General features: G+C 63.3%; 12 protein-coding genes. 4 read left to right on the top strand and 8 right to left on the bottom strand.

The genetic code is table 11. From position 1 onward, the window contains the following. Positions 1-130: 130 nt before the first annotated feature. From JQK88_RS20740 to JQK88_RS20755, 4 genes are read right to left on the bottom strand one after another with little or no spacing between them, the layout of a single operon-like run. Positions 131-772: an ABC-type transport auxiliary lipoprotein family protein gene (locus JQK88_RS20740; protein WP_446669880.1), complete on the bottom strand. Its 642-nt coding sequence runs from the start codon at positions 770-772 to the stop codon at positions 131-133. A 37-nt stretch (positions 773-809) separates the two neighbouring features. After that, on the bottom strand, positions 810-2,183 hold the full coding sequence (locus JQK88_RS20745; RefSeq protein ID WP_203279323.1) for an MlaD family protein: 1,374 nt from the start codon (positions 2,181-2,183) through the stop codon (positions 810-812). Between the two features lie 14 nt (positions 2,184-2,197). Beyond that, positions 2,198-3,013: an ABC transporter ATP-binding protein gene (locus tag JQK88_RS20750; protein ID WP_203279395.1), complete on the bottom strand. Its 816-nt coding sequence runs from the start codon at positions 3,011-3,013 to the stop codon at positions 2,198-2,200. Positions 3,014-3,017: 4 nt separating this feature from the next. Further along, complete coding sequence (locus JQK88_RS20755; protein ID WP_203279324.1) at positions 3,018-4,205, bottom strand: MlaE family ABC transporter permease; 1,188 nt, start codon at positions 4,203-4,205, stop codon at positions 3,018-3,020. Positions 4,206-4,282: 77 nt separating this feature from the next. Here JQK88_RS20755 and dgcA point away from each other — a divergent pair, with 77 nt between their 5' ends. Then, complete coding sequence (gene dgcA, locus JQK88_RS20760; protein WP_203279325.1) at positions 4,283-5,266, top strand: N-acetyl-D-Glu racemase DgcA; 984 nt, start codon at positions 4,283-4,285, stop codon at positions 5,264-5,266. Here the strand turns inward: dgcA and JQK88_RS20765 are convergent. Both JQK88_RS20765 and JQK88_RS20770 read right to left on the bottom strand, forming a co-directional pair. Next, positions 5,237-6,451 carry an MFS transporter gene (locus tag JQK88_RS20765; protein ID WP_203279326.1) on the bottom strand — a complete coding sequence of 405 codons (1,215 nt, stop codon included), beginning with the start codon at positions 6,449-6,451 and terminating at the stop codon, positions 5,237-5,239. The two genes, dgcA and JQK88_RS20765, sit on opposite strands and share 30 nt — an antisense overlap. 103 nt (positions 6,452-6,554) lie before the next feature. Further along, positions 6,555-7,370 carry a UDP-2,3-diacylglucosamine diphosphatase gene (locus JQK88_RS20770; RefSeq protein WP_376740440.1) on the bottom strand — a complete coding sequence of 272 codons (816 nt, stop codon included), beginning with the start codon at positions 7,368-7,370 and terminating at the stop codon, positions 6,555-6,557. A 119-nt stretch (positions 7,371-7,489) separates the two neighbouring features. Here JQK88_RS20770 and JQK88_RS20775 point away from each other — a divergent pair, with 119 nt between their 5' ends. The 3 genes from JQK88_RS20775 (at position 7,490) to JQK88_RS20785 (ending at position 12,225) form a co-directional block, all read left to right on the top strand. Further along, positions 7,490-8,269, top strand: a complete 780-nt coding sequence (locus JQK88_RS20775) for an SDR family oxidoreductase (RefSeq protein ID WP_203279327.1) — start codon at positions 7,490-7,492, stop codon at positions 8,267-8,269. A gap of 177 nt (positions 8,270-8,446) precedes the next feature. Further along, positions 8,447-10,771 carry an NADP-dependent malic enzyme gene (locus JQK88_RS20780; protein WP_192253658.1) on the top strand — a complete coding sequence of 775 codons (2,325 nt, stop codon included), beginning with the start codon at positions 8,447-8,449 and terminating at the stop codon, positions 10,769-10,771. A 248-nt stretch (positions 10,772-11,019) separates the two neighbouring features. Beyond that, complete coding sequence (locus tag JQK88_RS20785) at positions 11,020-12,225, top strand: DUF2865 domain-containing protein (RefSeq protein ID WP_192253656.1); 1,206 nt, start codon at positions 11,020-11,022, stop codon at positions 12,223-12,225. On the opposite strand, the gene gltX is transcribed toward JQK88_RS20785, so the two are convergent. Continuing rightward, entirely contained in the window at positions 12,143-13,516 is a 1,374-nt protein-coding gene (gene gltX / locus JQK88_RS20790; RefSeq protein WP_192253654.1) for a glutamate--tRNA ligase, read from the bottom strand. The genes JQK88_RS20785 and gltX overlap by 83 nt on opposite strands. Before the next feature lie 118 nt (positions 13,517-13,634). Then, positions 13,635-13,763, bottom strand: coding sequence for a hypothetical protein (locus JQK88_RS36975; protein WP_281401897.1), 129 nt, complete (start codon positions 13,761-13,763; stop codon positions 13,635-13,637). Between the last annotated feature and the right edge of the window lie 466 nt (positions 13,764-14,229).

Raw genomic sequence — 14,229 nt, forward strand, 5'->3', positions numbered from 1 at the left:
CTTTCTCCCCGTCACTATACGGGGAGAAATGCCCGGCAGGGCAATGAGGGGCAGCGCCGACCTACGATCTTTAAGTCGATGCTTTGTCTAAGCTGATTGCGCGCACGGTCGCTTTGAAGCCTAGGCTGGTTCAGATCACCGAATCCGTCCAGCGCACGATATCCTTCGCCGCCTCGCCAAAAGCGCTGTCGAGCGCGCTGACATAGGCTGGGTTGCCGCTGCCCGAGACCGGAGCGGATGCGGTGAAGCTTTTTGAGGCGCGCACCTCGCCGTTGCGGTCGTTCAGGATGCGCACGAAGAGGTTGACCTCGGCGTGCTCGCCGCCATTGACGCGGACTTCGAAGGAGCGGATCTCGACGATCACCTGATAGTCGATCGCCAGCCCCTCGCCCGGCTTGCCGACGCCGGCAAAACTGCCGGAGCGCTGGAAGGTTTCGGCTAGCCTTGCCTGCACAATCAGCGGCAGCCGGTCGGCCCATTGCGCGCCCTTTAGATACTGGATCGAGCGGTCCGACGGCTTGATGACGATGTTCTGGCTGTCCAACGCCTTGAGCGCGGATGGCTGGGCGATCAGGATCTGGCGGCGGCTGTGGCCATGCGCGTCGATCGACGGGGCGGACAGCTCGAACGTATCGAGCGGCGCCGGCTTGCCTCCCAATGCCGCACAACCGGCAAGGGTCAAGCCAAGCAACACGACCGCGGATTTATACCCACCCAAGCTGAACGTCACGCGCGATCCCCGTTGTCCCCGGATCGTAAGACCAACCCGCATTCGCGGTTCAACTTCTTGCGGCGGGCGGGCACGGAAGTCAACGCCGCGCCCTGCCATCGAATTGCCGAACCTCGCCGTCGCCACCCGTCAGGATGCGCTGCGGGTTGCGGCTGAGATCGGTCACCGCCTCTTCGATGCGGCTGATCGAACGCCGGCTGTCCTGAACCAGCGCTTCGACATTCGACAGGCCCTGGCCGGAGAAGCGCGCCAGATTGTCGGTGATGGTGCCAAGCCGGGCATTCAGCGTGTCGGCGACCTGCTTGAACGATTTCAGCGTGTCCCTGGCATCGGCCATCACGCCGTCCGCCTGGCCCGAACCAAGCAGCGTGTCGACCCTTTTCAGGATGCCGTCGACTCGCATCGAGGCATCGTTGAGGCGCTGTGCCAGCTGTCTGGCGTCCTTGATCGTCTCGTCGATATCGTCGGCCCGGTCGGCGAACTTGTCGGTCACCTTGGCGATGTCGGCGGCGGCCTGGTTGGCGTTTTCGCTGGCCTTCTGGATGTTGGCGAGTGCTACGCGCACTTGCGCCGGATCGATACCGTCAAGCACAATGTCGACCTTGGCCAGTGTTCCTTGCGTTCGCGTGGCGAAATCAGTGACCGAGCCGACCGCCGTGTCGACGTTCTTGATCACGCCGTCGAGCTGCTTCGAGGTATCCTTGAGGTTCCCCGTCACCGTGTCCACATTGGCGACGATGCTCTTGATCTTGTCCTTGTCGACGGCATTGAGCAGGCCTTCGGCGGCCTTCAGCGTGCCGTCGAGCTTGCCGGAAACACCCTTCAACTCGTCCGACAGCGCGCTGACGGCAGTCAGGAACTTGTCGATGCCGTCGGCATTCTTGGCCAGCGCATCGGAAAATGTCTGGGCGTTCTTGACCGTCTGCGTCAGCGGCCCACGCACATCCTTGGTGAAGCCTTCGAGATCGGAAAGCACCTTGTCGGCGCGGGTGAAGATGTTCTGCGCGGTCTGCAGGAGATTGTTGACGGCAGAAGGGTTGGCGACGATCTCGGCGGTCCTGCCTTCCTTTTCCGCCTCTTCAAGCAGGTTCGGTTCCTTGGGATTGGCGCCCTTCAATTCGATGTTGACCTGGCCGGCAAGGCTGGCGATGCCGATATCGGCCTGCGTCGATTTGGTAAGCGGCGTTGTCTTGTCGATCTCGGTCGTGGCAATGGCGGCACTCGGGTCATTGCGGTCGAAATAGACGCGCTTGACCACACCCACCTTGACGCCGTTGAACAGCACCAGGCTGCCGGGGCCAAGGCCTGAGGCTGAGCCCTGAATGCGCACGCGCAACTGCGCCGTTTCGCCCCGATCGCCGATCTGGGCGGTCCAGTAGACGAACGCGAAGGCCGCGAGGATCGCAGCCAGGGTAAAAATGCCGACAATTACGTAGTTGGCTCTGGTTTCCATTGCCCCACTTATCGCTATGCGCGCGCCGCAAGATCAAGTTGCCGGGCGCGTTTTCCGCGGAAATAGGATTTTACCCACGGCTCCTCGCTCTTCAGCATGTCGTCGATCGTGCCTTCGACCAGGATTTTCTTGTTGCCGAGCACCGCCACCCGGTCGCAAGCGGTAAACAGCGTGTCGAGATCGTGTGTCACCATGTAGACCGTCAGGTCCATCGTATCGCGCAGCTTGACGACCAGTTCGTCGAACTCGGACGCGCTGATCGGGTCAAGGCCGGACGTCGGCTCGTCGAGGAAGACGATGTCGGGGTCGAGCGCCAGCGCACGCGCCAGGGCGGCGCGCTTGATCATGCCGCCCGAAAGCTCCGAGGGAAATTTTTGCGCCGCGTCCGGCGGCAGGCCGACCAGTTCGATCTTGAGCAAGGCCAGCTCGTCCATCAGCTTCTTCGGCAAATCGAGATATTCACGCATCGGCACCTGCACGTTTTCCTGCACTGTGAGCGCCGAAAACAGCGCGCCATGCTGGAAAAGCACACCAAGCCGCATGTCGATGCGCAACCGCTCGATGTCGCTGGCCTTGTCGAGGTCGAGACCAAACAGCTTGATCGTGCCAGCCTGCTTGTGCAGCAGGCCGAGAATGGTGCGCAGCAGCACCGATTTGCCGGCGCCCGAGGCGCCGACGAAACCCAGGATCTCGCCGCGTTTGATGTCGAGCGCCAGTTTGTCGAGGATCAGCTTGTCGTCCAGGGAAACCGTGATGTCGCGAACGGAGAGCACGATATCGCCCTCGTCCGTTCCTTGCGCAGCCTTGATCGCCTTTGAGGTCTTACGCATCATGTCAGAACTCGATCGAGGCGTAGAAGATGGCGAAAAGGCCGTCGAGGATGATGACGACGAAGATCGACTTCACCACCGAGGCGGTGACGTGCAGGCCCAGCGATTCGGCGCTGCCGCCGACCTTCATGCCTTCGACGGAAGCGATGATGCCGATGATCATGGCCATGAACGGCGCCTTGATCAGGCCGGCGAAGATGGTGCTGATATCGATCGCGCCGCGCAGGCGGTCGATGAACGCGGACGGCGCAATGCCGGAATAGAGCCACGCCGCGAGGATGCCGCCGCCAAGCGCTGCGAAATTGGCGATGATGGTGAGACAAGGCAGCGCGATCACCAGCGCCACCAGGCGCGGAAACACCAGCACGCCGATCGGGTTGAGACCGATGACCTTCAGCGCGTCGACCTCTTCGCGCATCTTCATCGAGCCGATCTCGGCGGTGATGGCGCTGCCGGAGCGGCCGGCGATCATGATTGCCGTCATCAGCACGCCGAGCTCGCGCAGGATCAGCACGCCGACCAGGTCGACAACGAAGATGTTGGCGCCGAAATAGTTGAGCTGGTAGGCGCCCTGCTGGGCGACGATGGCGCCGACGATGGCCGACATCAGCACCACCACCGGTATGGCGCCGACGCCCATGCGATCGATCTGGTTGAAGATCGCCGCCGGGTTGATGGCATGGCCGCGCCCGAGCTTCATCTGCGCACCGCCGATGGTGGCGCCCAGGATGTTCATCGAGGCGAGGAAATCGTCCCGCATCTCATAGACCCGGCGGCCAACTGCCTCCAGCGCGCGGAGAATGATGTTGGGGCGCCGGACACCACGCGATTCGTGCTCGCGCCGGACGGCTTCGCCGACGGCGCCGAGCAGGATCGAGGCGACATCGCTTTGCCCCTGCATCTTGATCTCGACGCCCTTCTTCTCGAAGACGCTCACCAGGCGGTCGATCAGCCAAGCTCCGGCCGTATCTATCTTCTCGATGTGAGAAAAGTCCAACGCCAGCGTCTGAAAGCCTTTGCGCTGTTCGATCTTGCGCATCTCGGCGTCGATCAGCGCCACTGTCGATGTCGTCCAAATTCCGGAGAAAGCGCAACCGAGGACGCCGCCCTCCTCGCCGACCGCGACCCGGGGCTGGTGGTCGGCCTCCTTGGCGGCCTTGCCGCTTGCGTCGCGTTTGCCGATGGTCAACATGGCGTCCTGTTTAGCCTGACGGGTCGAACCTGTCGATTTGCCGACAGGCTGATGTTGCATAGCCGGAGCAGAAAAATATGGCGCGTGTCATTTCGGTTGAGGCCGAGCGTTTTCCCATCGCCGGCACCTTCACCATCTCACGCGGATCGAAGACCGAGGCCGAAGTCATCACCTGCACTATCAGGGATGGCGATGATCGCGGGCGGGGCGAATGCGTTCCCTACAAACGCTATGGCGAGACCATGGAGGGGGTGCGCGACGCGATCGAGGCGATGCGCCGGCAGATAGAAGCCGGCATCGGCCGCATCGGGCTGCTCGATGCGATGCCGGCGGGTGCGGCCCGCAACGCCATTGATTGCGCTTTGTGGGACCTGGAGGCCAAGATCGGCGGCCAGCCGGTTGCCGCCGATATCTGTCTGGTGGCGCCCAGCCCGCTCGAGACGGCCTACACGCTGTCGCTGGGCGAGCCGGAGGTGATGGCCGCGCAAGCCCGCGCCAATGCCGGGCGGCCGCTGCTCAAGGTCAAGATCGGCGGCGACAACGATATCGCGCGCATCCGCGCCGTGACCGAAGCGGCGCCAGACAGCCGCATCATCCTCGACGCCAATGAAGGCTGGACCGACGACAACATCGTCGAGAACCTCGCTTTCGCGGCCGAACACGGCATCGCCCTGATCGAACAGCCGCTTGCCGCCGGCCATGACGCCATCCTGCGCCACATCGCGCATCCTGTGCCGATCTGCGCCGATGAAAGCGTGCACGAAGCGAAGGACCTCGAATCGCTTGTCGGCCTCTATGACGCCGTCAACATCAAGCTCGACAAATCCGGCGGCCTGACTGCTGCGCTCACTCTTCGCGACCGCGCCCGCGAACTCGGGTTTGGTGTGATGGTCGGCTGCATGGTCGGCACGTCACTGGCGATGGCGCCGGCCGTGCTCTTGGCGCAGGACGCCGACTTCGTCGATCTCGACGGTCCGCTGCTTTTGGCCCGCGACCGCCAACCCGGTCTCGTCTACCGTGGATCGCTGGTCTCACCGCCTGACAGGATGCTGTGGGGCTGAGCGCGCGGCGAGCCCGATCAGCGCCAGGCCGATGATGGCGATCGGGATCATCGCCAGGAAGCCGTCGACGCCGTAACGCTCGTAGAGCGGGCCGGATGCCAGCGTCACCGCGGCCATGAAGAAGCCGTTGAAGAAATAGGCAATGCCTTGCGCAGCACCCGTGCGCTCTTCCGAAACCGTCTCGCCGATCATCTTCTGCAGGCCGATCAGCACCATCGCCACCGACACCGAATGCAAGGTCTGGACGCCGAAGAAGCCGATAACGCCAAGTCCGAGCGGCCAGATCAGCGGAAAGGCGATCCAGCGCACGATGGAGCCGATGCCGGCGATCAGCATCACCTTGACGACCGACACGGAGGCGAAAATGCGGTTGAAAAACAAGAACATGCAGACTTCGGCAACGACACCCCAGGCCCACAGCAGGCCGATGACCGAGCCGCTGATGCCGATCGACTTCCAGTAGATGGAGACAAAGCCGTAGAGGAACGCATGGCTGGCGGTGATGATGCCGACACCGAGGGTGAAATAGAGGAAGTACGGATTGAGAAGGCTGGGCGCCGAATGCTGGATGTCGGTGGCGGACAGCGGCGAGGCCCGGCGTGGGCGGCCAAGGCGGGGCGCCAGGAGCCCGGCGACCAGTGCGGCCGCAAGCGAGACGAAAATGATCACCGGCACGGCCTGCACACTTGTCCAGTACAGGATGAAGCCGCCCGCGGCGTTGGCGCAGAGATAGGAGATCGAGCCCCATTTGCGCATGGCGGTGTAGTTGGAGCCGAAGCGGCGCACGCCCGACAGCGCCAATGAATCGGCAATTGGCGAATGCGGCGTCCACACCACCGTCAGCGCAAGCGAAACGGCCAGCACCATGGCGTAGGTCGGCTTAAGGAAATAGCCAGCGGAAAGCACCATGGTCGCGGCCACCAGCGCGATATAGACATCGGCCCTGTCCTTCGCGCGGTCGGCAAGCGCGGTGAGCAGCGGCGTTGTCACCACGCGCAAAAACATCGGCGCCGCCAAGATGATGGCGATCTGCTCGGCATGAAAACCCTGGGCCTGCAGCCAGAGCGGGAAATACGGCAGATGCGTTCCCAGCGACACGAAGAGTGTCGCGAATATCAGGCTCATGCGCAGTTCGAAATGGCGCGGCTTGACGAGTTGTTCGGGAGACAGTGGCGGCAGCGACATGAATCGATCCAATTACGTCGCACAAAGGGCTGCAACGCAGATCGATCCCTTAACATGGGGCAATGCGGTCCGAAACTGCCTGGACTAACCGATTAACCGGGGTTCACGCCGCTTCGACGACCCTGTCGTCGATCAGCATCGGGATGAAGGGCTCGTCCGGCGCTTCGGGGAGGATTTTCGCCCAGTTGATGATCTCCATCCGGCCGTCGAAATGCTCGACCACCGCCGTGCAGCTCTCCACCCAGTCGCCGGTGTTGATGTACTGCACGTCCCCGTAGTTCTCGATCGCGGCATGGTGGATATGGCCGCAGATGACGCCGTCGACATGCGAGCGGCGCGCCTCCTCCGAGAGCACGGTCTGGAACGAGCCGATGAAGTTGACCGCCTTCTTGACCTTGACCTTGGCCCAGGACGAGAACGACCAGTAGGGAAGGCCGAGCAGATGGCGGAGCTTCGTCACCACACGGTTCACCATCATGGCGGCGTCATAGGCGTAGTCGCCGAGATAGGCCAGCCAGCGCTGATTGTGGACGACGGTGTCGAACTGGTCGCCATGGATGACCAGCAGACGCCGGCCGTCGGCGGTTTCGTGGATGGCGCGGTCGGCAACGACGATGCCGCCGAAATGCACGCCCTGGAATTGGCGCGCGAACTCGTCGTGATTGCCGGCGATGTAAGTGATCGAGGTGCCCTTGCGCGCCTTGCGCAGCAGCTTCTGGACAACGTCATTGTGGCTTTGCGGCCAATGCCAGCTGCGCCGCAGCCGCCAGCCGTCGACGATGTCGCCGACGAGATAGATGATATCGGCGTCGTGATACCGCAGGAAATCGATCAGGAACTCGGCCTTGGCCGCCTTCGATCCGAGATGCAGGTCGGATATGAACATGCTGCGGAAAGTGCGGGTTTCTGTGCTGGACATCAGATTGTCACCGTTGCTTTCGCGCAGGCTATGCCCCGATTCATGCAACAACCGTATGACGGTTGCGATTGGGCCAGCCAAAGTACTAGCCTGCCGCGCCAATCAACGGAGAAATCGGCATGGATCTCGGTATCAGGGGCAAGAAGGCCATTGTCTGCGCTTCGAGCAAAGGGCTCGGCCGTGGCTGCGCCATGGCGCTGGCCGAAGCCGGTTGCGATCTCGTGGTCAACGGTCGCAACGCCGAACTGGTGGCCAAAACCGCCACCGAACTGCGCGAACGCTACGGCGTCAAAGTGACCGAGATCGTCGGCGACGTCTCGAAACCCGAGGTGCAGAAGGCGCTGCTGGCAGCCTGCCCCGACCCGGACATTCTGGTCAACAACAATGGCGGTCCGCCGCTGCGCGATTTCCGCGAGCTCGACCGCGCAAAGATCCTCGAAGGCGTGACGCAGAACATGGTGACGCCGATCGAGTTGGTGCAGGCCGTCATCGACGGCATGGCCAAGCGCGGCTTCGGCCGCATCGTCAACATCACCTCGCTGTCGGTCTACGTGCCGATCCCCGGCCTCGACCTTTCGTCCGGCGCGCGCGCCGGCCTGACCTCGTTCCTGGCCGGCGTGGCGCGCACGGTGATCGACCGCAACGTCACCATCAACAGCCTGCTGCCGGGGAAGCTAGACACCGACCGGCTGCGCGGCCCGCATGAGGCCGGCACGACCGAAGACCCGGCCGCTGCCGCGGCGCGCAAGACCCGCATCAGCGCCGACGTCCCGGCCAAGCGGCTCGGCACGCCGGAAGAATTCGGCCAAATCTGCGCCTTCCTGTGCTCGGTCCATGCCGGCTATCTCACCGGCCAGAACATCCCGGTCGATGGCGGCCTCTACGTCAGCGCCTTTTGACCGACGCGCCTGCGAAGCAGCAGGAGTCGTTCGCGATGAAATCGGCATAAGCATCTGATGCAACGGGACTTTCGACGCGCCGCGGCAGAATGCCGACGACGCGTCATTTAGCGTCGCGACAAACCTTGGCCGCATGCTAAAAGGGCTCTGACATAGCAGTTTCGAGGGAGCGGCCGCATGGAAGGCGAGAACAAGAAAACGGCACGTTCGGACCTCGACGAAGCCGCCCTCTACTTCCACAAGCATCCAAGACCGGGAAAGCTCGAAATCCAGGCAACCAAGCCGCTCGGCAACCAGCGCGACCTGGCGCTGGCCTATTCGCCCGGTGTCGCCGCACCCTGCCTTGAAATCCGCGACAATCCGGCGACCGCCGCCGACTATACGGCGCGCGCCAATCTGGTCGGCGTCGTCTCCAACGGCTCGGCCGTGCTCGGCCTCGGCAATATCGGCCCGCTCGCCTCCAAGCCGGTGATGGAAGGCAAGGCGGTGCTGTTCAAGAAATTCGCCGGGATCGACGTCTTCGACATCGAGATCGACGCGCCCGGCATCGAGCGCATGGTCGAGACGATCGCCGCACTGGAACCGACCTTCGGCGGCATCAACCTCGAGGACATCAAGGCGCCGGAATGTTTTGAGGTCGAGGAACAACTGAAGGCCCGGATGGGCATACCGGTGTTCCACGACGACCAGCATGGCACCGCCATCATCGTCGCCGCCGCCGTGCTCAACGGGCTGGAGTTCGCCGGCAAGACCATTTCGGACATCAAGATCGTCACCTCCGGCGCGGGTGCTGCGGCGCTCGCCTGCCTCAACCTGCTGGTCTCGCTCGGCGCCAAGGTCGAAAACATCTGGGTCACCGACCGTTTCGGCGTCGCCTACAAGGGCCGCACTGACGAGATGGACCGCTGGAAAGACCCCTATGTGAAGGATACCGAGGCGCGCACGCTGGCGGACGTGATCCCGGGCGCCGACGTCTTCCTCGGCCTGTCGGCCGCCGGCGTGCTGAAGCCGGAACTGCTTGCACATATGGCGCCGAAGCCGCTGATCCTGGCGCTGGCCAACCCCAATCCCGAGATCATGCCGGAGGCGGCGCGCGCGGCCCGGCCGGACGCGATGATCTGCACCGGCCGCTCCGATTTTCCCAATCAGGTCAACAACGTACTGTGCTTTCCTTACATCTTCCGCGGCGCGCTGGACTGCGGCGCCAGCGCCATCAATGAGGAGATGAAGATGGCAGCGGTCAGGGCGATCGCGGCGCTTGCCCGCGAAGAGCCGTCCGACGTTGCGGCGCGCGCCTACTCCGGCGAGACGCCGATCTTCGGGCCGGATTTCCTGATCCCCTCGCCCTTCGACCCGCGCCTGATCCTGCGCATCGCGCCGGCAGTGGCAAAAGCCGCCTGCGACACCGGCGTCGCGACAAGGCCGATCACCGACTTCGCCGCCTATATCGACCAGCTCAACCGCTTCGTCTTCCGCTCCGGCCTGGTGATGAAGCCGGTGTTTTCCTCGGCCAAGGCGTCGACCGCCAAGCGCGTCATCTACGCCGATGGCGAGGATGAGCGCGTGCTGCGCGCAGCCCAGGTGGTGCTGGAGGAAGGCATCGCCGAACCGATCCTGATCGGCCGCCCGCATGTCATCGAGGTCAGGCTGAAGCGCTATGGCCTGCGCATCAAGCCGGGCGTCGATTTCGGCCTGATCAACCCGGAGGACGATCCGCGCTACCGCCACTATGTTGACCTTTTGATCGAGCTCGCCGGCCGGCGCGGGGTGACGACGGAGGCGGCGCGCACCATGGTGCGCACCGACAATACGGTGATCGCAGCGCTTGCCCTCAAACGCGGCGATGCCGACGCCATGGTCTGCGGGCTCGAAGGCCGTTTCGAGCGGCATCTGCGCAATGTGACGCTGGTCATCGGCGCGCGCCCCGGCGTCAAGGACCGCGATCTGTCGACGCTGTCGATGCTGATCTCGCAGCGCGGCATCATCTTCCTGACCGACACCCATGTCTCGGTCGACCCGACGGCGGAAGAGATCGCCGAAATGACCATCCTGGCGGCGGAGGAAATTCAACGCTTCGGCATCGAGCCCAAGGCAGCGCTGCTCTCGCATTCGGATTTCGGCTCGCGCGATTCCCCCAGCGCCCTGAAGATGCGGCAGGCGGCGGCAATCCTGGCGCGCGTTGCGCCCGACCTGCAATGCGACGGCGAAATGCATGCCGACACCGCTCTGTCGGAGCATCTTCGCCAGCGCGTCTATCCGCATTCGCGTCTGAAAGGCGAGGCCAATCTGCTGGTGTTCCCGAACCTCGATTCCGCCAACATCACGCTCAGCGCGCTGCGGACGATGATGGATGCGCTGCATGTCGGACCGATCCTGCTCGGCACCGACAAGCCAGCGCATATCTTGACGCCGTCGGTCACCTCGCGTGGCGTCGTCAACATGACGGCGCTGGCGGTGGTCGAGGCGGCGCACAAGGCGCAGGCGGTGGTTGATTTCGGCTGAGCCCCTCAGGCAGGCGCGAAGCGGTAATCGTGGTCATGCCAGGTCCCAGGGGCATTCCTGGATCGAGGGATAATTCCAGGGCGATTGCGCCTTTTCATGCAGCGACGGAGATCGCCCAGTTGCCGCCTTATCCCAACCCCTTGTGCACCGCGTCTATGGGCTAAGACCATCTTTGGTTGTAGATTGAGGGAACGGTTAACCGCGAATCCGGTAGCATCGCGACAGGCAGGCAAGCAGGGTCTCTGGCAATGACGGGCGGCGGAAGGTGGAAGCTGACGCACATGGCTGCGCTGCTTGGCGCGCTAGTGCTTTCGGCCGTCGCCACCACTGAGCCGCAAGCCGCTTCGCGCGTCTGCCGGCAGCTTGAAGCCGAGCTTGCTTCTGCATCCAATGGCGGCGGCAAGTCCGGCATGGTGCGGAAATATGACAACGCCATCGCCCGCCAGCGCGAGCAGCTCGACAAGGTGCGCGGCCGCGCGAGCGATGCGAATTGCGGCTTTTCGCTGTTTTCGCGCAACGTCAGCGAATGCGCAGCCCTCAACAGATCCATCGATCGCATGAACGCCAATCTCGACGCGCTGCAAGCCAAGCGCGCTCAGCTTGCCGGAGGCGGCTCGCTGCGCGACCGCGGCCGCATCCTGGACGCGCTCGACGCCAATGGCTGCCGCGACGAGCCGGTTGCGCCGCGCCGGCAGGAGCCGGTGCAGGAAGCCAGCCGCGAACCGGATGACGGCAACCTGTTCGACCAGCTTTTCGGCGGTAACCGGCAGGTCGACACGCTTGACGAGCCCGACGATCCCGACGAGGAGCGCAATGTGCGCCGCGTGCTCAACCAGCCCGGCGTTCCGGATTTCCCGGCGGTCGGCGGCGAGTTCCATACGAGCTGCGTGCGCACCTGCGACGGCTATTTCTTCCCGATGTCGAATTCGGCCTCGCTCGGCGATTTCGAGCGCGACCAGAAGAATTGCGAATCGAGCTGCCCCGGCACCGAGATGCAGGTGTTCTATTCAAGCGGCATGGATGACGATTCGGCCAACATGACCTCGTCGGTAACCGGCAGGCCCTACAGCGAATTGCCAACGGCCTATCTCTACAAACAGCCCAACATGTCGCGGCCGCCGGCCTGCGGCTGCAATGCGCAGGCTGGAAATTTCGAGATCATCGGCGGCAACCCGCCACCGCCCGAGCAATCGCAGCCTGATGTTGAGACGACGCCCTTCATTCCGCTGCCGGCGGCAAAGCCCGATCCGGGCGCCGATCCGGAGACACTGGCCAACATGCAAGGCGGGCTCGACCGCGACGCCATCAAGCGCCTTGCCGTCAAGCCTGTGGTGTCGCCAGTGTCGCTGATCCCGCCAGACCAGCGCAAGGTCAGGGTCGTCGGGCCAGCGTTCCTTCCCGACCCAGCAGCGGCAATAGATCTGCAAGCTCCGGCCCGGAAGCAAGTCCGGTAAGCGCCAGCCTCAGCGGCATGAACAGCGCCTTGCCCTTGCGGCCGCTGGCTTCCCTGATCCTGGCCGTCCAGTCCTTCCAGACAGTGCCGGTCCATGGCTCTTCCGGCAACAGGTCGAAGGCCTGCTGCAGGAAGTCTCGATCCTCATCGGAAAATTCCGGCGCCGGCTGCGGCCCGTCGGCAAGGATACGCCACCAGCCGACCGCATCGCTCAGCCGGTCGAGATTGCCGCGCACCGCCAGCCAGAAAGGCTCGGCCTTGTCGCCGGAGATGCCGAGCACGATCAGCCGGTCCTGCGCCTCGGCGAATGGCATGTGGTGCATGAGCGCCCGGTTGAGCACGAACAGCTCGTCCGGGTCGAATTTTGCCGCCGATTTCGAGGTGGCCGCAGGGTCGAAGCGCTCGGCCAGTGCCGGCATGTCATACATGGCGGCGACATTTTCCGAGGTGCCGACGAGCACGGCGAGCGAAGCGACCGCCATGGGTTCAATGCCGTCTTCGCGCAGGCTTTCGATCGACAGCGCACCGCTGCGCTTCGACAGGCCCTCGCCCGAGGCCGTGGTCAGTAGATTGTGGTGGCCGAAGACCGGCGGCTCGGCGCCCAGCGCCTTGAACAGCGCGATCTGCACGCCGGTATTGGTGACATGGTCGTCGCCGCGGATGATGTGGCTGACCCCCATATCGATGTCGTCCACCACCGAAGGCAGCGTGTAGAGATAGGTGCCGTCCTCGCGCCGCAGCACCGGATCGGAGAGCGACGCCAAATCGACGGTTTCCTCGCCGCGTACGAGATCGTTCCAGTGGATTTCGGTGCGTTCCGGCTGCAGCGGGTCGCTGGTGAAATTGGGCAGCAGGAAGCGCCAGTGCGGCCGGCGGCCATCCGACCGGTACTCGGCGATCTGTTGCTGTGAAAGCGTCAGCGCCTCGCGGCCATAGACCGGCGGCAAGCCGCGCGTGCGGCGCACCTTGCGGCGCAGGTCGAGCTCTTCGGGGGTTTCGTAGCAGGGATAAAGCACGCCGGCCGCCTGCAGCCGTTCAACCACCGCATCATAAGCCTCGAAGCGCCGCGACTGGTATTCGGTGGCGTCGGGGAAAATTCCCAGCCAGTGCAGATCATAGAGAATGGCGTCGGAAAATTCCTGCTTCGAGCGGGCAATGTCGGTGTCGTCGAAGCGCTGGATGAAACGGCCCTTGTTGTTCATTGCAAACAGCCAGTTGAACAAGGCGGTGCGGGCATTGCCGATATGAATGCGGCCGGTTGGTGAGGGGGCAAAACGGACGGTAACTGTCATAGGCGGGGCGTAACGGATGCTCTCAGAATTGACAAGACGCGCCCCCGCGCGACGCGCAAGACATAATGCACGCCAGCTAAAATGAAAAGGCCGCGAACGGCGGGCCGGCAGCCAGCAATCACCCCTCGCCGCGACGCCAGCCCAGGCGCGTCGAGATGCGGCTGGCGCTTTGCCTGACCAGAGCGGTCAGATCGGGGTCTTTCTGCCTGAGCTTCAGGTCGGGCACGACGATCGAGATCGTCGCCAAGCGAATTCTGCCCAGGTGGTTTTCTGTCCCCGTTATCCACATATGTGACACACAAGATGTTGGGGTCACAAAAGCTACGTAAACGAATCCTTGACGACGCAAACCGAGTCGCCTTTTATGTGCCATGTGCTCTTGTTGAGGGCGCGACCGGAGAGTTTCGAGCCCGGTCTTTTTTCCCGGATTTTGTGCGTTTTTGCCCAGATTTCCGCCTGTTTACGAGGCTGGCGGAAGCGTTGGGACCGTGGGGCTTGGGTGACGAAAGGGAGAATTGTCGGACTGGAAAAAATCATCTGTTAACACTATATTTAGTGTTTGCAGGCAGTCTCGACGCTAGATAATGTGAACCTCCCTCGAACGAGGGAATCGATCAAAGTTTCAGTTGAGGACCCGGAAGGGTCGGTCTGCAGCCCGGGCAAACGCTGGGAAGGCGTATTGCTGTCTGCATGCTGGCACTTGCGAAAAAGGA

Source organism: Mesorhizobium caraganae, from assembly GCF_016836705.1.
Lineage (GTDB): Bacteria > Pseudomonadota > Alphaproteobacteria > Rhizobiales > Rhizobiaceae > Mesorhizobium > Mesorhizobium caraganae.

What these genes read in the sequence shown, in the direction of transcription:
- JQK88_RS20770 (WP_376740440.1), bottom strand. Translation starts at nt 7,370, where the DNA reads ATGTCCAGCACAGAAACCCGCACTTTCCGCAGCATGTTCATATCCGAC.
- gltX (WP_192253654.1), bottom strand. Translation starts at nt 13,516, where the DNA reads ATGACAGTTACCGTCCGTTTTGCCCCCTCACCAACCGGCCGCATTCAT.
- JQK88_RS20755 (WP_203279324.1), bottom strand. Translation starts at nt 4,205, where the DNA reads ATGTTGACCATCGGCAAACGCGACGCAAGCGGCAAGGCCGCCAAGGAG.
- dgcA (WP_203279325.1), top strand. Translation starts at nt 4,283, where the DNA reads ATGGCGCGTGTCATTTCGGTTGAGGCCGAGCGTTTTCCCATCGCCGGC.
- JQK88_RS20765 (WP_203279326.1), bottom strand. Translation starts at nt 6,451, where the DNA reads ATGTCGCTGCCGCCACTGTCTCCCGAACAACTCGTCAAGCCGCGCCAT.
- JQK88_RS20740 (WP_446669880.1), bottom strand. Translation starts at nt 772, where the DNA reads ATGCGGGTTGGTCTTACGATCCGGGGACAACGGGGATCGCGCGTGACG.
- JQK88_RS20775 (WP_203279327.1), top strand. Translation starts at nt 7,490, where the DNA reads ATGGATCTCGGTATCAGGGGCAAGAAGGCCATTGTCTGCGCTTCGAGC.
- JQK88_RS20785 (WP_192253656.1), top strand. Translation starts at nt 11,020, where the DNA reads ATGACGGGCGGCGGAAGGTGGAAGCTGACGCACATGGCTGCGCTGCTT.
- JQK88_RS20750 (WP_203279395.1), bottom strand. Translation starts at nt 3,013, where the DNA reads ATGCGTAAGACCTCAAAGGCGATCAAGGCTGCGCAAGGAACGGACGAG.
- JQK88_RS20780 (WP_192253658.1), top strand. Translation starts at nt 8,447, where the DNA reads ATGGAAGGCGAGAACAAGAAAACGGCACGTTCGGACCTCGACGAAGCC.
- JQK88_RS20745 (WP_203279323.1), bottom strand. Translation starts at nt 2,183, where the DNA reads ATGGAAACCAGAGCCAACTACGTAATTGTCGGCATTTTTACCCTGGCT.